Origin of the sequence: Campylobacter sp. RM12651, assembly GCF_022369475.1 — a bacterium.
Taxonomy (GTDB): domain Bacteria; phylum Campylobacterota; class Campylobacteria; order Campylobacterales; family Campylobacteraceae; genus Campylobacter_E.
The window spans coordinates 419,043-435,124 of sequence record NZ_CP059600.1 but is presented as its reverse complement, the minus strand read 5'-3'; the positions used below and the strand labels follow the sequence as shown (position 1 = coordinate 435,124).

At 30.2% G+C, this 16,082-nt stretch carries 19 protein-coding genes; all 19 read right to left on the bottom strand.

The window, feature by feature from the left end:
- Position 1: 1 nt before the first annotated feature.
- Positions 2–502, bottom strand: coding sequence for a DUF5675 family protein (locus AVBRAN_RS02310; RefSeq protein WP_239803449.1), 501 nt, complete (start codon positions 500–502; stop codon positions 2–4).
- A 38-nt stretch (positions 503–540) separates the two neighbouring features.
- Positions 541–930, bottom strand: a complete 390-nt coding sequence (locus AVBRAN_RS02305) for a hypothetical protein (protein WP_239803448.1) — start codon at positions 928–930, stop codon at positions 541–543.
- A gap of 134 nt (positions 931–1,064) precedes the next feature.
- Positions 1,065–1,418: a hypothetical protein gene (locus AVBRAN_RS02300; RefSeq protein WP_239803447.1), complete on the bottom strand. Its 354-nt coding sequence runs from the start codon at positions 1,416–1,418 to the stop codon at positions 1,065–1,067.
- Positions 1,402–1,758, bottom strand: coding sequence for a DUF1353 domain-containing protein (locus tag AVBRAN_RS02295; protein ID WP_239803446.1), 357 nt, complete (start codon positions 1,756–1,758; stop codon positions 1,402–1,404). The genes AVBRAN_RS02300 and AVBRAN_RS02295 overlap by 17 nt, the downstream gene beginning before the upstream one ends.
- Complete coding sequence (locus AVBRAN_RS02290; RefSeq protein WP_239803445.1) at positions 1,751–2,338, bottom strand: hypothetical protein; 588 nt, start codon at positions 2,336–2,338, stop codon at positions 1,751–1,753. The genes AVBRAN_RS02295 and AVBRAN_RS02290 overlap by 8 nt, the downstream gene beginning before the upstream one ends.
- A 1-nt stretch (position 2,339) precedes the next feature.
- Positions 2,340–4,886, bottom strand: a complete 2,547-nt coding sequence (locus AVBRAN_RS02285; protein ID WP_239803444.1) for a hypothetical protein — start codon at positions 4,884–4,886, stop codon at positions 2,340–2,342.
- Positions 4,876–5,223, bottom strand: coding sequence for a hypothetical protein (locus AVBRAN_RS02280; protein ID WP_239803443.1), 348 nt, complete (start codon positions 5,221–5,223; stop codon positions 4,876–4,878). Before AVBRAN_RS02280 ends, AVBRAN_RS02285 begins: the two co-directional genes overlap by 11 nt.
- Before the next feature lie 50 nt (positions 5,224–5,273).
- Positions 5,274–5,705, bottom strand: a complete 432-nt coding sequence (locus AVBRAN_RS02275; protein ID WP_239803442.1) for a hypothetical protein — start codon at positions 5,703–5,705, stop codon at positions 5,274–5,276.
- A complete protein-coding gene (locus AVBRAN_RS02270) occupies positions 5,686–6,891 on the bottom strand; it encodes a hypothetical protein (protein WP_239803441.1) in 1,206 nt (401 codons plus the stop codon). The genes AVBRAN_RS02275 and AVBRAN_RS02270 overlap by 20 nt, the downstream gene beginning before the upstream one ends.
- Position 6,892: 1 nt before the next feature.
- Entirely contained in the window at positions 6,893–7,846 is a 954-nt protein-coding gene (locus AVBRAN_RS02265) for a hypothetical protein (RefSeq protein WP_239803440.1), read from the bottom strand.
- Positions 7,839–8,420 (bottom strand): hypothetical protein, encoded by a 582-nt coding sequence (locus tag AVBRAN_RS02260; RefSeq protein WP_239803439.1) that lies wholly within the window; start codon positions 8,418–8,420, stop codon positions 7,839–7,841. The genes AVBRAN_RS02265 and AVBRAN_RS02260 overlap by 8 nt, the downstream gene beginning before the upstream one ends.
- Complete coding sequence (locus AVBRAN_RS02255; RefSeq protein WP_239803438.1) at positions 8,420–8,788, bottom strand: hypothetical protein; 369 nt, start codon at positions 8,786–8,788, stop codon at positions 8,420–8,422. The genes AVBRAN_RS02260 and AVBRAN_RS02255 overlap by 1 nt, the downstream gene beginning before the upstream one ends.
- 16 nt (positions 8,789–8,804) lie before the next feature.
- Positions 8,805–10,019 carry a DUF4043 family protein gene (locus tag AVBRAN_RS02250; protein ID WP_239803437.1) on the bottom strand — a complete coding sequence of 405 codons (1,215 nt, stop codon included), beginning with the start codon at positions 10,017–10,019 and terminating at the stop codon, positions 8,805–8,807.
- 13 nt (positions 10,020–10,032) lie between these two features.
- Positions 10,033–10,614 carry a hypothetical protein gene (locus AVBRAN_RS02245; protein ID WP_239803436.1) on the bottom strand — a complete coding sequence of 194 codons (582 nt, stop codon included), beginning with the start codon at positions 10,612–10,614 and terminating at the stop codon, positions 10,033–10,035.
- Positions 10,615–10,713: 99 nt separating this feature from the next.
- Positions 10,714–10,992, bottom strand: a complete 279-nt coding sequence (locus tag AVBRAN_RS02240; RefSeq protein ID WP_239803435.1) for a hypothetical protein — start codon at positions 10,990–10,992, stop codon at positions 10,714–10,716.
- Entirely contained in the window at positions 10,967–11,578 is a 612-nt protein-coding gene (locus AVBRAN_RS02235) for a helix-turn-helix domain-containing protein (protein WP_239803434.1), read from the bottom strand. Before AVBRAN_RS02235 ends, AVBRAN_RS02240 begins: the two co-directional genes overlap by 26 nt.
- Complete coding sequence (locus AVBRAN_RS02230; RefSeq protein WP_239803433.1) at positions 11,575–13,143, bottom strand: hypothetical protein; 1,569 nt, start codon at positions 13,141–13,143, stop codon at positions 11,575–11,577. The genes AVBRAN_RS02235 and AVBRAN_RS02230 overlap by 4 nt, the downstream gene beginning before the upstream one ends.
- Complete coding sequence (locus tag AVBRAN_RS02225; RefSeq protein ID WP_239803432.1) at positions 13,133–14,665, bottom strand: CHC2 zinc finger domain-containing protein; 1,533 nt, start codon at positions 14,663–14,665, stop codon at positions 13,133–13,135. The genes AVBRAN_RS02230 and AVBRAN_RS02225 overlap by 11 nt, the downstream gene beginning before the upstream one ends.
- Entirely contained in the window at positions 14,662–16,080 is a 1,419-nt protein-coding gene (locus AVBRAN_RS02220) for an ATPase domain-containing protein (protein ID WP_239803431.1), read from the bottom strand. Before AVBRAN_RS02220 ends, AVBRAN_RS02225 begins: the two co-directional genes overlap by 4 nt.
- Between the last annotated feature and the right edge of the window lie 2 nt (positions 16,081–16,082).

Here is a 16,082-nt window from a genome sequence, read left to right as displayed (position 1 = left end):
TTTAACTTAAACATACGATTTCATCTTCAAGTTCGCTAGTAATTTCTAGCGTTGCTACCATTTGCTCTTGTTTTAGCTCATACTCATATTTTTTGCATAAATCATAAAGATTATCGTAAAACTCCCCTGTAGTCTTTGTAGAGTTCCATACTCCTGTATAATCCTTATCCACCACGCCAAGCAGTATGCAGCCAAGCGTATCTTTTAGCGTATTTCCGATATGGATTAAGATATATCTATCTTTATCTACATTTACATTGCTTACTCTAATTAATAAATTATTTGGATATTTCTTACTTCCGTTTTTCTTACTTGGGCTATAATGCAAATCGCATTCATACACTCCAATTGTAATTGCCATATCACAACCTGCTTTAGTGCCTACGATTAATTCTTCTAAACTATTACATTTATATATGAGTTTATCATCATCATACAAGCTAAACGCACCAAATCTTCCGTGTGAATTTAGCTTGTATCTATGTAGCTTAATTTTTATCATTCTTGCTCCTTTGCTTTAGTCTAGCAAAAGAGCAAATTTCATTTTAGTGCTATAATTTTTTTATCTATTTCATTTAATTTATCATCTAGTTTATCAAGTCTTACTTTTACACCTACGCAAGTATCTTTTACATATTCTATCAAGTGCTTATTTACTTCATTGTTTTGTTTTAATTCTGTATCAATACTGCCTAAAAGTTCTATATTTTTAGCGTTATTTGCATTACTTTCTATGATTTTTTGATTTATCTTATCTGTTAAATTATATAAAGCATTTGATGATTTTACCAGCTCATCTGTAGTTGATTTTGAAAATCTATAATGTTGATATTCACGATATACAATCCAAACAAACATAATTCCTATAATGCCTAAGTCTTCAAAAGCTTTAGCGGTTTTTACTACTATTCCTATCGCTTCAGTTTCCATATTCTCTCCTAATTAAATCAAGCTTATATTTACAATCTAAATAGCCATCGTTTAAATCTATTAAAAACAATGCTAAATCACTATTTTTACTCATTTTATAATTTGAGTAATCTATACTTTTACACTCTAACAAATTACTTGCTAGGCGTTGTTTTACATACACTATTTGCGTTTGTTTGCTGCAAGCTGCAAAAAACATCAACGAAATAATCGCTAAGCTTATCTTTACTTTTTTCATTATTTAATGCCTTTTTTACTTGAATATTTTTTATATTTTCTTGCTTTATTTCTTGTGCTTTTAATTCTTTATTTAGGCTCTCTATTTTCCTAATTTCTTGATTTAAATTCTCTATCGTTTTTATATGTTCTTGTTTCGCCTTTAGCTCTTCATTTAGCCTTATTTTTATGTGCTTATTCTCGTGATTTAGATACAATAAACATAGCAATAAAACACCGATTATTATTAGCTCTTTATTTATACTTAACATAATGATATGCCCTACAAAATATATAAAAAATCTTAGCTTTAAACTTATTTACATTAAGCTTTCTAAGGCACTCATAAAACACCTTATCTGCAAAATAAAACATCGCATAATTTTTATTATCCTTATAAGCATTTAAGCACAAATAATCGTGAATAGTAGCTGCACTGATATATTCAGGACTATTCGGTGGAAACAAACTCCATAGAATTCTTGGAATATTCGCTCCGTTCGTGATAAACCCCTTTGGAATACTAATAATTCCGAACGAACTCTCATATTCATAATCTTGCACTAATTCCCACCTATCTTTTTTAATTGGCTTTAAAATAACTCTATTCAAAACTTATCCTTTCCAGCTCTTCTTTAGTGGTAGCTTTTTTAAGCTCATCTAGGCACTTTTGTCTTTTTCCGATGAGTGTTGCACTAGCGTTTGCGTATAAATTAGCTTTAGCTACTACTTTTTGTGCTAAGTCGTTTAAAGGCACTTCACGGCTAGTTGCAAGTGCTTTTAAAAATGGTGCTTTGCTTTCATCATTACTAGCTAGATACTCTCTAGCTTCACGCTCTTGCCTTTCAAAAGTAAGCCTTTCTTCATCAGGCGTTTTGTCTAAGTTGCTCATCGCATTTTTAAAGCTAGTTTCTATTTCACTTAGTTTTTTCTCTTTAAACTCATTAAAACTTAGCTCCATAATTTCAGGCTTATAAATAAACTCGCCGTTTTCGTAGAAATTCACTTTATTTTGCATAATTTGTAAATAAACTTCTTCGCTAACTTCTATGCCGTTCTCAAGTTTTTTCATATCAATATAATCAATAAAGCCGCTTTCTTTTAAAACAACGCTGTAAACTTTCTCATCAGTGTAATAATCGCTAAAATCATTGATAAAATCATCTTGTATTAAATTGTTTAATTCTTCCATCTTAATATCCTATTGCTACAATGTTAAATGTTAAGGCGTCAGCTTCGCTAAGCTGATTTACTTGCACTTTTAAATCTTTTCCTGGTGTTGTTTCTTCTTTGTCTTTTATTGAATATGAAAAACTTTGACCACTCATAAAAAAGCCTTTTCTATCCATTCCGACCATAAAGGCTCCTACAACAGGTAGTTTAAAGTCATATCTAAAAGAATATCTTTTTATATATCCTTTATTTATTGTATAAGAATTAGTACATATTGCATCAGTGCAAGTTGGAACTACTTTAAGATTTCTTAGCATTATTACATTGATACCATTGCATTTAAACATTTTTCCACTCGGTATATCTGTCTGTATTATTGGTTGTTCGCTAGTAGTCCTATCAAAAAATACTCCATTTTTATAAAGTGTATTTGGCACTAGATTACATTTCTTAGGAGAGTTCACAAAACTCCCATTCGGATGTGCTTCATACATAGCAAATCCTCCCCAGTCCACTAGGAAGCATTCTAATTTAATGTTTTTAAAAATATCTCTATATGAATTTAGTTTTGTATTTCTTAGGCTTACAATTGCACGATTTGAAGTATCGTAAGTGTTAGATAATGCATTTAAATTAGCGTTTTCTGTAAAATAAAGACAAGTTTCAATAGTGTTTGTAAAAGTGCAACTTCTAACATCTGCAAAACCATTATAAGAGATTATTCCGTAAATTGAATTATTTACACTACATTCACAAAATCTAAGCGAACTATTATAACCTAATTGAATTAGTCTTTGTGGCTTATTTGTAAAATCAAATTTACATCTATAAAATAAGCAAGATTTAGAATGAAAAAATCTAAAAACTGCAAAATTTGCACTTGCTTCGTGGGCGAACTCACATTTAATTACTGCATTATTTGAAATAAGTCTTATATGCGTTAAATCTACATTATCAAATGTAAGTTGCTCGTTTAAAACAAAATTAGGTAAAAGCGTAATAACACAATCTCCTACATTTGCTCTTGCTTTTTTGTAACACATTAACGCCTTAAACGCGTCGCTTAGTTTCGCATAAGTTCCACCGGTGCCTACGCTTACATTAATAGGCGTATCATAGACTTTTACATAATCATTCTCAACTGCTTTAATTCTTACTTCTAAATCGCTTTTAGCTTTTGTTAAGTCCCCTATATTTGCTTTTGCATTTAGTAAATTATTGCTTTCTGTTTTTGTATAAACTTCGCTTTTATTTGCTTTAGTATTAGTTAGATTTGAAATATCATTCTTTATTGGATTTAAATCCGTATTGTTAGCTTTTGCATTTAGTAAATTATTGCTTTCTGTTTTTGTATAAACTTCGCTTTTATTTGCTTTAGTGTTGGCTAGATTTGAAATATCATTCTTTATTGGATTTAAATCTAGCTTATCAGCTTTATTATTAGCTAGATTAGAAATATTATTTTTAATTGGCTCTAAATCTGTATTATTTGCTTTATTATTAGTTAGATTTGAAATATCAGATTTTAGTGGCTCAAGCTCTAGCTTATCAGCTTTATTCTCTTGTAATTTTGCTATTTCATTATTCACTAAGTCTAAAAGCTCATCGCTTTCAATCTTTGTGTAATAATTATCTAGCTTTGTGTTTTGCTCTGCTAAAACTTGCTCTAAGTTGGTCTTAATTGTATCAATTTCTGACTTTGTGTTTATTGCAGTTTGTAAGGTAGTATTTGTAGTTTTTAGCTCTGTTAATACTTCATCCAAGCTTCTTCCGTTTAAGGCTATTAAAATCTTATCAAGTGTATCAATGCTATCTTTTATTTTTAGCTCTAATTCTTCATTTTTAACAAAAGCTTCATTATAATTGTTTTCTAGTGTTTGTATTTTTGCAATGTATTCATTTAGCGTATTCTCAAACCAAGTAGCCTTGCTAAAAATATCTTCAGCTTTAGACATTAGGCATTGACTACGCTTTCGCATTTCTTTAATCTCGTTTGAGATTACGAGGCAGTTTGTCCTAGCACTTTCTATACTTTCAAGCGTATTTTTTAGTTCTACATCCTTAACAGCCAAGCTCTCATTTAATGTATTTGCCCTTGTTAAGCTTTCGTTAAGCCCTTTTAATGCCAAATCACAATCATTTTTGTAAGTTTTAGTAGCTAAAGCTACAGCTTCTTTGATAGCTTTAATTTCGGCTAGTAATTCAGTATTTTTAGCATTTAGCTCGGTGTAATTTGATATTTTACTATCTACATTTTTTATAAGTGCTGCTTCTTTTATCACTAGGTTATTAATGCTAGTAAAGAGTGCTTTTACTTGGGCTTGATTACTTGCTATCTCATCAAAAAATACTTTTGCATTAGCTAATTTTTCGTTTATATCATCTAGTTTTAGCTTAGTTCTTTCATTGTAACTTGCACTTGTTTTTAGCTCGTTTTCTAGTGCAGTCTGCACTGAAAATATATTTTTTTCTATCAATATATTTTGATTATGAATGCTTTTAATATCATCGTATCCACTCACAATACTTTTTAGCATTTCGCTTAAGTTTTTTGGATTATCTATCATCGCTTATCCTTTCTAACAAAAATTCTTCTAAGCCTTTTTTATATTTTTCATCTATTTCGCTATTAAAAAGGAGCAAATATTTTGAATCAGGATTTAGTAGTTCTTTATCAATTTTGAAAAAGTCTATTTTATTTAAATTTAAAGGAGTATTAATGTAATCATCAAAACTACTAAATATGCCATTTCCTGAAAAAACATAGTAAATATTGTTATTTTCATCAGCGTAAAACTCATCAACTCTTAATGTGGCTCTGTTATTTTCAACTTGAACTAATTCTTTTACAAAAGGATTTTTTAGTTTTAAAGTTTTAGCTTTTGTTATGACTTCTCTTTGCATTTTTTGCTCCTTGTAAGAAATGTAGCAAAAATGCAAATTTAAATTTAGTGCTATAAATTATCTTTTTTTTGCTTAAAAAACGCGCTTAAACCTTGATTGAGTGCTTTATTATTTGCGTCTTCTCTTGCGTATATTCTATGTCTTTGTTCTCTTTCTAAAGCAGCCATTTCTTTTCCAAACTTTTTCCGCTCTCTTGCAGCCATAAATCCACCAACTACACCTGCTATACCACCAATCGTATTAACTGCACCCATTGCATTAGCAAAACCCTTGCTAGCAAAAAAGTTAGTGTTATTATTAGCTACATTACCACTGCCACTAAAACTAAAGCTATTTTTTGAAAAGCTATCATACCCAGCATTTAATGGAGAATAGCCTAAACTCTGCCATAAATTGTAATCATTGTTAAAATTAAACGGCTCTTGCGTTGGCATTTTTGAGCCAAAAAAGTTTTTAGTAAAATCATTGTAAGTATCGTTCATAATATTTAAGCTCCTTTTCTTTTAGTTTTAATTGTTCTTCACTTACAGGAAATGTTACACTAGCTAGTATTTTGCCAATTCTTGTAAATACTGTTAGATTAGTAGTTCCAAATTTTGCTGATAAATCTTGCTTAGCATTATATAAATCAACTAAATGGTTGTATTCGTTTGCAACATTTATATACATATCTTTATTTGAAAATTGCTTTATACTGGCAATACCAAAAACACTATCGACCTTTAAGGTCTTTTCAAAAAAATCATCATAAACATTTAAAGACTTATAAGATAAATAAGGCTTTAAATCTTCATAATTTTTAGCTTTTTCTTCGCTTTCATTTAGTGCTACGAACCACGGATTTTTAGTATTCATATAATCATATTCAGCGTTTCCTATGCTGAACTCATTATACTTTTTGCCACCTGCAAACCACTCGTATAAATTAAAATTAAGTGCTTGATTTAAAAACAAATCATTAGCTTGTTTTTTCTCTTCTTCTAAGCTTTGCAAGTATTTTTTATATTCTTCTAGTTGCTCTCTTAGTTGTTCTTTTAATTCTTCGTAGTTTTTATAGCTTACATATCCATTGTAAAACATATTCACGCTATTTATTGCATTATATGTAGTTATTATGCTTTGACTAATTCCAAGTGAGCTAACGAAAGCTCCTACACCATAACTAGCCAAAATACCTGCACTAACACCAACTATTAAAGCTATTTCTTCTCTATATTCTCTTGCGTGTTTTAAAATTCCCGTATCTGCTAAAAAGCCTGTGGTAACATTTACTGCAGGTCTTACGATTAAATTACCATTCCCAAAACGATAATCAGCATAAGCTACACCTGCAGCGATTAAGTAAGGATTATATGTAAAAACTCCTGCTATGATTATTGCAGCTGAAGCTACTAAATCAAGTGTGGTAGTTAATGCTTGTCTTATGTGTCCTGTGAAAACGCCATCAATTATAGAACCTAGTGCCTTATCAGCATAATCAACAATGCCTGTTCCAATAGCTCCTGCACCGCCTAAGATTTTTCCTACATCACCGCCAACTTTTTTACCAACCCAAGTTAAAGCTTTGCCTGTCCATTTAACAGGTGCGGCAACAATATCAAAAACAGGTTTAGAAATTTTCTTTACTGTTTTTGCAATAGCTTTTCCAATGCTTTTAAAAAAACCCATTTTACACTACACTTAATTTATATTCTTTTATAATATCTTTTTTAAATTCTACTTTTACAATGTAGTCTTTTTTGCTAGTTATCTTAAAGCTAGTCGCAAAACCACTAAAAATTAACTTATTATCCAAATAGATTTTTGGTGTTATACTAGCATCAGAACTTAAAACCATAATGCTTATAATTTCATCTAAATTAGGCGTATAATTACTAATTAATACATTATAATTATCAGCCTTTATGTTTGTGCTAGGCGTATTTAAACTAGCATTTGCTTTTAGCGTTTCGGCTATTATCTTATCAAACTTGCTAGTATCAAGTGCAATGTTTTTGCTCTTCGCTAAAATATCTTGAATACTATTTAAAATATGCGTATAAAGGCTAGTTCCTGCTTTATCATCTAATTTAACCCAATCTTTACTAAGTGCTATTTGCATAAATTGAATTAATAGCTCTCCAACTTTTACACGCAAGTTATCATCTGCTGTTTTATTAAGTGTTTTAATCTTTTCAATCTCGCTTAAAATCTGCACTTTTAGTAATTCAAGTTGCTTGAGTTTTGCTTCTAAATCTGCTAAAGCACTTTTTAGCTTTGCTTTTTCTATATCTTCTTGCTGATTTGTTAAGTTAATTTGAGCTTTTACTAAATCTTTCTCAAGCGAGAGTTTGTTTATTTGCTCTCTTGCCATCTCGCTTTGATGGTATGTATTTTCTTTTTTTGCCTTTTCTTCTTCGTATGATATGCCTACTCTTAAAGCACTTTCAGCAGCAATATTTAGTGCTGAAGTGACTATTTGAGAAAGAAATGAAGCCGCAGCTTGAGCTTTTTCCATCTCGCCTAATTCATCACTTTTAATCTCTTCTAAAAAAGCTTTTTTGCCTAAGTCAATGAGTTTACTTTCGCTCATTACTTCTTCAATCATTTTAAATCTTTTTATAAATAATTCAGTTTCAAACATTTTTATATCTCGTTTCAATTAGTTTATGCTTGTTATTTAGTAGGTTCTTGCATCTAAGTAGCTCAAGCTCGTATTTTTGGCGAAATACTTCTGCTTGTTCTAAGCTTTTACCTGTGCTTAGTAGCATTTCTTTTGCTAACATTAGCGTTTGATAATAAAGTGCTTTTTCGCATATTAGTGGTATATTTATATAAGTATCACTTGGCATTACTTCATCATAAAATGAGTAAATCATCTTAGCCTTAAAGCTAAAGTTTGCAAAAAAATCATTAGCACTTAAAATAATTGCGTTTTCTTTAATGCTTTTATTCGCATAATATAAATAAGAATATATTTTTACATTCTCATCATTATTTTTAACTGCCAATAATTTTATAAAATCGCTTGGAAAGGGGTATTCAACCCCTTTTTTAAGCTCACATTCAATAGTTTTTACATTTAAATCAAGTTCGCTTGAGATGACTTTTAAAGCCATATTGATATAAAACAATATTTTATCTTCATCATAATTGCTCTCATCTTTAGCAACTAATTGATTTAAAATAAGACCTACGAAATGAGCTTTATTAATCATCACGCAAACTCATAAACGCTTGATTGATTAGAAACTAAATCATAAGATACAACTAGCTTTCCTTTAGTAGGAGTGCCTTGTTTAATACTAATGTATAAATGCTTAGTTTCTTCCATTACATCATAAACCGAAAGCTCCGTTAAGTTGTTTTTAACAGCACAATCAATATCGCAAATTAGCTCTTTGTTGTTCTTGTCTTTAATCACTGCTAAAACTCCTGTTGTTTCACTTGCTTCTTTTGTTAGAACTTTTACAGCACCTATGAAATAGCCATTTGGAAAGCAACCAATATAATGTTTTTTATCAGTTGCTAATTCTTCAAGATTTATAATTCTAATTACTCTTTTTGTGTGTTCGTGTATTCTCATTTTTTCTCCTTTTTTTTTAAACTTCTGCACCACTGCTAAAGATACCGATTACGCCGTAATCTTTACCATTGCGTGGGTTTTTATTAGCTTTATTACTTGCGAAAAATCTTACTTTTTCAGCTACTAGGATTTTTTGAATTCCTATCATTAGTTTTCTTGGGTCTTGTGGGTGTTCTTTTATATAAGTTTTTACTTCTTGGTCTGCAATATGCACTAAGGCACTTGCACCTAAAAGACAACCGATGGCAACCTTGCAATTACCACTACCTTTATAATCACTTAAAGGTTTAATCGTATCATCAGGCAAGTTCTTTAGATATTTATTGATTATGTCTTGGTCTGTGTGTGAGTTTGGCATTCCGCCACCATTTTCTCCATCCCAATTTTTCATTACCATTAAAGGGCAACCTTTAACTCTAACTCTAAAGCCTGTTAAATACGGATGATTATCTCCCCTTGCTACTGCTTGTTCGTAAAGTGCGACATATCTTGGGTCTTTTAATAGTTGTCTTTCTTGAGTTCTTGAAATTACGATAATATAGTCTTCTTGTATGTATTCAGCTCCACCTGCACCTAAGTTTTGTTTGCTAAGTTTTATTGGGTCAAGTGTAAAGCCTTTTTTATTATCGCCATCATAGTATTCGCCATCTCTTGCCATATCAATAGCTCTTTCTAATACTGCAAGAGTTAAAAAATCATCTGCTTCAATTGTCTTACATACTGCACTTATTTTTTGATTTTGACTTGGTGTTTTTACTCCATTTGTTTTATCTGCAAAAACTGCATTTGTAAAATTGTGAGTAAGATTTGCCATTTGTGTTTTAAGCGTATGTTCTCCTAACCAATCACTAAGTTGTCTTTTAGCTTCTGCTACATAATCAAGTCCTGTCCTAGCACGATAAGGCTCAATCTCAAGCTGAACTGCTTTTGTTAAAACTTGCGGTGTGAATTGTTGTGATAAAAACGAAATCTCTGAAAGCTCTGAAAACATATGCGTATTACCATATTGAGCGTCGCCATCAATTAAGCCACCCAATGGAATTGTTAAAGGATTTAATGTGTTAGAGATTATAGTTCTAATTGCTCTATTTTTTCCTGTTCCCATTAAAGATAGTAATGGGTTTTCTGCTAAATATCCTATTTGTAAATCATTGCTGATTTTTTTAGCTACTAATTCATCGTTAAAATAATCTAACGCTTGTTTTGTTGTGGTTATAATATTTTTATCCATTTTTTTTCTCCTTTTAATCAATATTCATTACATCGTATTGTTTATTATTGCTATCTAAACTACCATCATCATTTAAATCATTTAATTCTTGTGGTAATTCTTTGCCCTTACTCTGTGGCATTAGCTCATAGACTTTTATTAACACTTCGCTTGGGTCTAATTGCTCTAATTCTTTTAATTGTTTAGGGCTTAAATCTTCTTGCATAAAAGCAAGGACTTCATCAGGATTTGCCTTTGGGTATTTTGCGAGTAATTTTTCTTTTGCAGCTTTTATTGTCTCTTCAATGCCTTCATTTTCTAATTGGATTTTAAGCTCATCGTGTTTTGCGATTTTTGGCTTTAATTCCGATTTTAAATTCTCTAGCTTTGCTTGTTCGTAACTTTCTAAAAAAGCAGCTAAATCATTAAACATTAGTTGCTGTTGTTCTTCACTAATGCTTGAAGCAAACTTTTTAGCAAAATCTTTATCAATAGCAGCTCTACTCTCGTTTATTTCTTGCTCTAAAGCCATAATTTGTTCTTTAGTGCTAGGTGCTTGAGCTTGTGTTGGCTTTTGTGCCGTTTTTTCGTTTGGTGCTTCGTTTTCGTTTGGCATTTGCTCTCCTTTTAAAAATTTTTAAAAAGAGTAGCAAATTTTAAAATCTCATTTTAGTGCCATAAATTTTTTAGCTCATTTGCTAAAAATATATCTTTTTCACTCAAATTCGCTAAAAATTGTCGCAACGATACCTCTAATATCTTGCTTTTTGAAGTATTTTTGCTCTTCGCAAGTCTTTTTAAGCTCTTTAACTTGTTTTTTTGCATATAAAATATGCAACTTTTTCTGTAATTTTCTTTCATATTCTTTTCCTTTGTAAAAATCAATCGCTAACTCGCACAAATACGAGATACTAACTCCATAATATCTAGCAGTAATTTTTAAATCATTTAAGACTTTTTTATCTATACTAAATCTCGGGCTTCTTGATTTCATTTAACATTCTCCTAAGTTCATCACTACTAAGCTCTGCTAGGTTTTCACTACTTAAAATATTGTTATTATTTAGCTGGATTGCGATACTTGGCACATCTTTTCCGTGAATGCACTTTTTGACACTTTCAGCTATACTTGCAGCAGTTGCAAGGGCATTTATTACTTCTTTTTGCTCTTTTAAACTTGTGGCGTGTTTATATAGCTTCACTGCACTTGCCTTGCTCATATACATATACTCAACTAGTGTTTTATCTATCATTTTTGAACTCATAGCAGTGAGTAGTATTTCATCGCTTGTAGTATCTATTATGCTTTCATCAAATAGACACTTTTTATTCTCAAATTGTGTTATAAGTTCATTTTTTACATTTTGTTTAGCGGCGTCTATTTGGCTCATTATTGCACCTTGCACGAGTTCATTGCTATCTACATTTACACCCACGCTTGCTTGTTGCCAATCTTCATTTTTAATCCAATAATAAAGCGTTTTTTCGCTTATATTAAAATGCTTTGCTACATCTTTTACACTGCATAAATGCGTTTCGTAATATGTCCTTGCTTGGATTTTTAATTCTTTTTTATTCATATTCTCCACCCCCTTTTATATCTATAAGTAATATCGCTTAAAGTATTTTTTGAATTATTATTATCTAGTGGATAAACTCCATCTAGAATAAGCATTTTAGCTATGCAATCAATTACATTATCTGTATTGTTTTTCTTGCTAGGGTCAAATGCTAGTAATTCTTTTATAGCTTGTTCTTTATTTAAGCAAGTGTGCTTAAACTTTAAAAAGCCTGTATTATAAAGTGGGGCTAAAGCTTGGATTTGATGATTTTTACTTTCTTTAGTAATTGGCTTAAAGCCTTGAACGATATTTGTTAAAATAGCTTTTCCATCTCTTCTAAATTCAGTATTTTTTTTATTAATATATTTTTGCAACTCCCTATGAAAAGTTATTCCACCACCAGCTAACTCAATAAAAACAGGTGCATTTGGGTATTTTAACATCATTGTAATTGCATTCTCGCAAAAGTCTTCTAATTCCCATTTTCCGTGCAAAATATCTTTAACTATTAGTAAGGTTTGATTATCTTCATTTATACTTATTCCACTAGTAACAATCGCTCTATCATCAGCACTCTTACTTGTGCTTTCTGCACTATCTATTATAATGTAGTCGTTTTGGCTAGGCATATCAAAATCATTTATGTAAGATAATTTCTCTTTTTCAAAAAATCCTGCTTCAGTAATTACAGGGTCTTGTTGCATTTGGGTATTAAATACTACTTCGCCCATTTCTTCTTTATCTCTTAGTAATTTTTCTACAGGTTTTAAAAATGGGTTTAAGGCTTCTTGTTCTTCTCTTTCATAAAAAAGCTCTAAATCTTCATCAATATTTATTGAATGCGTAATTCTTTTTTCATTCGGCATAAAATAATAAGTTTTACGCTCATTTAAAGCTTGTAAGCAAATATGATGAAAGCCATCTTTGTCCTTTAATCTACCTACTAAATCATCTACGGCTAAGCGTTGCATAATAATTACAACGAAATTTGCTTCATCATTTTTTAAACGAGATAAAAGTGAGCCTGTATAATACTCTTCTACATTGTTTTTAGCCGTTTGCGAATAGCATTCAGCTGCTTTTAATGGGTCATCAATAATTAAAGCATTACAATGAAAGCCTGTAACAGCTCCACCAGTAGTAGTTGAAAACATTCTACCACCTTTATCATTTGTAATATTAAATATTTCATCACTTACTAACTTAAAATCAGCACCTAAATTGCGATATACTTTAGAATTAATAAAAGTCTTTACACTTAAGCCACCATCTTTTGTTAAATCAGCTCCGTAAGTTGTATAAATAATCTTAAAGCTAGGGTCATTTAACCATACAAATGGAACGAATGATTTTACTATTTGTTCGCTTTTTCCGTGTGATGGTGGCTCATTTATTATAAGCCTATCAATTTGACCTAACATACAAGCTTTTAAGTATTCAGCAATGTAGCCGTAATACCAGCAGTCATTAAACTTTTTATTATAAAAGTTCTCAAACTTATATCGCATAAAATCCACTAGGCTCTTTTTAGCCAATTCTCTTTTTATAAGTTCTGCTTGTAGTTGATTATATTTATCTAGCATTTAGTCCTACCTTTGCATTTAGTTTTTTTATATCTTCTTGGATTTTTTGAATACGCTTTGCTTTATCTAAAGCGTCTAAGCCTTTATTTGTCGCTATTTCTTTTATTAGCCATTGCGAATAGTCTTTTAATTTATAACCGATTAAAAACTCCAAGTTACTTTTTTTGTTAGCATAAATGCTAATTTCTGCTAATTCGCTCTCATCTAAGCTTTGATTTGTAAAAACTTTTCTAGCACTATCAAAAAAATCTAAAAAATGCACTTCTTTTAAATAAGTTTTCGTGTATTCTAAATGATTTTTATCTTCTAAACATTTATTTAAAATACTTGCTTCTATTTCGCTTTTTTGTTTTAAATTAGGTGTGGTTGTAGGCTTTTCGCTTTTTACACTAAGACTAAAATACTTTATATCTAAATTGTAAGTTTCGCATATTTTAGTTCTATAAAAGCTTTTTAGATAGTTTGAGCTTACTTGCTCTAATATGTTTTTAATATTATTAATAATATTTATATTATTTTCGCCTTTTACATATTTTAGCATTTCGTTTTGGCATAAAAATAGTGCTAAATCTTTTGTTTTAATACGGCTTAAACATTCACTATCTTTTAATAATAATTCTCCTAAGTCTTTACAACCTTTAAAATCAATTATTCCCATTTTGCAAAACTCATTATTTATATAAGTTCTTGCAATTTTTAGACTAGTTTGCATTCCTGCATTATCATTATCAAACAAAAAGATAATATTATTCGTTAGATTGCTAAGCCTTTTTATATGAAAATCATTTAATGCAGTGCCAAGCGTTGCAACTACATTTTTAAAGCCTTTTTGATGAGCTAATATCACATCAAAATAGCCTTCAACAATAATTACGCTATTTTGCTTTTTAATATGATTTGCATTTAGTCCGAATAGGATTTGTGATTTTTTAAAAAATACGCTTTCAGGAGAATTAATATATTTTATTTTTGGATTTTTCTCAAGGCTTCTTCCACCAAATCCTACTAGTTTTGAATTATTGAATATAGGAATTATTAAGCGATTATTAAAAAGATGAAGTTTTAGTTCATCTTCTTGTTTTTCATATCTTACGCCGTAGCCAAGCTTAAAGGTTTTGATACTATCTTCATTTATTCCACGCTTTTTTAAATATTCTTTGCATTCATCATTTAATGCTCTTTGATAAATACTTAAAGCTTGTTCTAGGCTTTCGTAATTTTCTTGATTTTTGCTTGAGCTTTTACTCTCATAAATAGTATTGTAATAGCTTGCGATATATTCGCAAGCTGCATTAAAATCACAATTTTTTATATGCATTACGAGTTTAAAAGCATCAGCACTTGCATTGCAAGTAAAGCAATAACCAAAATTCTTATCAGCATTTAAAATAAAACTAGGGTTTTTATCAGCGTGAAATGGACACTGCGTCCAAAATCTAGTGCCATTTTTTGCTACATTAAGCCCTAATGAGTTTGCAATATCAAAAATATTTAATGTATCTTTTAGCTCTTGTAGGTTCATAAATCTTCTACCTTATGTTTCTTTTTATTGTTTTCATCATCTTTTTTATCCATAATACGCTCACCAAATTTGCAAGTATTAGGGTCAAATTCCACAAGAAAACTATCGTGAGCTCCACTTTGCTTATTTTTTTGAACTATAATGTAACGCTTTGTTGCACTTATACTTTTGTTTTCCTTTACTGTTTCAATACGGATTATAGCTTTTGCTTCGTGAGCTCCTTTTTTTGTCCCCGCAGGAGTTTGGGTGTCCGTTTTACTCGTTTGAACTATTAAGATTATACAAATATCTAAACTATGTGCTAGTTTTGCAAGGGTGCTAAATTTGCGGCTTTCTTCTTCTTCAAGGCTTCTTCCGTTATTTACTTCCAAACGCATTTGGCTATCAATTAAAAAGAATTTAACATTTTTTTCTTCACACAACTTTCTAATATGCATAGCAACTTCATTAATTCCATAATCTTCATCTATAACTTCAAGATTGTTAAAATTTTCCTTTTTAAAGAATGGTGTTATAATTACAGGTTTTATAGGTTTTTCATCATCTAATTCATACTTAATATCTAATAGTTTAAGAACTTCTTTATCTTCTAAATTTATTGCTTTATTTTCGTTTTTATTTTGTAATTTTCTAATCTCATCTTTTTTTAATTCTAATTCTTGTTTTATTCTTGCTTGTCTTTTTAACGCACGCTTCTCATTCTCTTCTGCTGCGATTGCATTTTCTTTTGTTTGTAGGTTCTTATCTACATTCATTTTTAACTGAATATAGTCCCTTTTTAAAAACTCAAAACAAAAATAAGCAGCTCTGTGTTTAGCTCTTGCGATATTTTCTATTGCTTGTAAGCCAAACATAGATTTACCTGCTTCAGGCTCTCCGTTTATTAAAATAAGACCGCCCGTTTGAAAGCCACCTTTAAAACATCTATCAATAACGCTAATTCCTGTTGGATATAAGGTCATTGTTTTTATTTCTTCGCTCATTTCATAGTATAGTTCGGCAGCAGTCTTGTAAATCATTGTCTTTGGAACTTTTATTAAGTTCATTACATCTTCATAACTTAATAGATTGCCATTTTTACTAGCGTCAAGTAGTTTTAACGCTAGGTCGTTTTGAGCTTTTAAGCATTCTTTTTTATTTAGATTTTTTGCAAAATCTAAATAATTTAATGTTGGTTCTGTGTTAGTAATTGAATAAATTCTATCAATTACTTGCTCTACTTTTAGCTCTTGTGCGTAAAGCACAAGAGTAACTAGGTCAATTTGTTTACCATCTTCTACAATTTTACAAATTAACTCATAGACTTTTTTATTTATCAAATCTTCCCAAGATTTATCGTTTAAAAATTCTCTTGTTTCAAAAAACGCTTTCTTAATTTGAATTATGCTATTTAATAATATTTCTTCATTATTCATTT

Excerpts from the sequence above, each read along its gene's own strand:
- AVBRAN_RS02300 (WP_239803447.1), bottom strand. The coding sequence starts at position 1,418 with ATGTTAAGTATAAATAAAGAGCTAATAATAATCGGTGTTTTATTGCTA.
- AVBRAN_RS02255 (WP_239803438.1), bottom strand. The coding sequence starts at position 8,788 with ATGAGAATACACGAACACACAAAAAGAGTAATTAGAATTATAAATCTT.
- AVBRAN_RS02310 (WP_239803449.1), bottom strand. The coding sequence starts at position 502 with ATGATAAAAATTAAGCTACATAGATACAAGCTAAATTCACACGGAAGA.
- AVBRAN_RS02260 (WP_239803439.1), bottom strand. The coding sequence starts at position 8,420 with ATGATTAATAAAGCTCATTTCGTAGGTCTTATTTTAAATCAATTAGTT.
- AVBRAN_RS02225 (WP_239803432.1), bottom strand. The coding sequence starts at position 14,665 with ATGAACCTACAAGAGCTAAAAGATACATTAAATATTTTTGATATTGCA.
- AVBRAN_RS02220 (WP_239803431.1), bottom strand. The coding sequence starts at position 16,080 with ATGAATAATGAAGAAATATTATTAAATAGCATAATTCAAATTAAGAAA.
- AVBRAN_RS02285 (WP_239803444.1), bottom strand. The coding sequence starts at position 4,886 with ATGATAGATAATCCAAAAAACTTAAGCGAAATGCTAAAAAGTATTGTG.
- AVBRAN_RS02230 (WP_239803433.1), bottom strand. The coding sequence starts at position 13,143 with ATGCTAGATAAATATAATCAACTACAAGCAGAACTTATAAAAAGAGAA.
- AVBRAN_RS02275 (WP_239803442.1), bottom strand. The coding sequence starts at position 5,705 with ATGAACGATACTTACAATGATTTTACTAAAAACTTTTTTGGCTCAAAA.
- AVBRAN_RS02265 (WP_239803440.1), bottom strand. The coding sequence starts at position 7,846 with ATGTTTGAAACTGAATTATTTATAAAAAGATTTAAAATGATTGAAGAA.
- AVBRAN_RS02235 (WP_239803434.1), bottom strand. The coding sequence starts at position 11,578 with ATGAATAAAAAAGAATTAAAAATCCAAGCAAGGACATATTACGAAACG.
- AVBRAN_RS02245 (WP_239803436.1), bottom strand. The coding sequence starts at position 10,614 with ATGCCAAACGAAAACGAAGCACCAAACGAAAAAACGGCACAAAAGCCA.
- AVBRAN_RS02240 (WP_239803435.1), bottom strand. The coding sequence starts at position 10,992 with ATGAAATCAAGAAGCCCGAGATTTAGTATAGATAAAAAAGTCTTAAAT.
- AVBRAN_RS02270 (WP_239803441.1), bottom strand. The coding sequence starts at position 6,891 with ATGGGTTTTTTTAAAAGCATTGGAAAAGCTATTGCAAAAACAGTAAAG.
- AVBRAN_RS02280 (WP_239803443.1), bottom strand. The coding sequence starts at position 5,223 with ATGCAAAGAGAAGTCATAACAAAAGCTAAAACTTTAAAACTAAAAAAT.
- AVBRAN_RS02305 (WP_239803448.1), bottom strand. The coding sequence starts at position 930 with ATGGAAACTGAAGCGATAGGAATAGTAGTAAAAACCGCTAAAGCTTTT.
- AVBRAN_RS02290 (WP_239803445.1), bottom strand. The coding sequence starts at position 2,338 with ATGGAAGAATTAAACAATTTAATACAAGATGATTTTATCAATGATTTT.
- AVBRAN_RS02250 (WP_239803437.1), bottom strand. The coding sequence starts at position 10,019 with ATGGATAAAAATATTATAACCACAACAAAACAAGCGTTAGATTATTTT.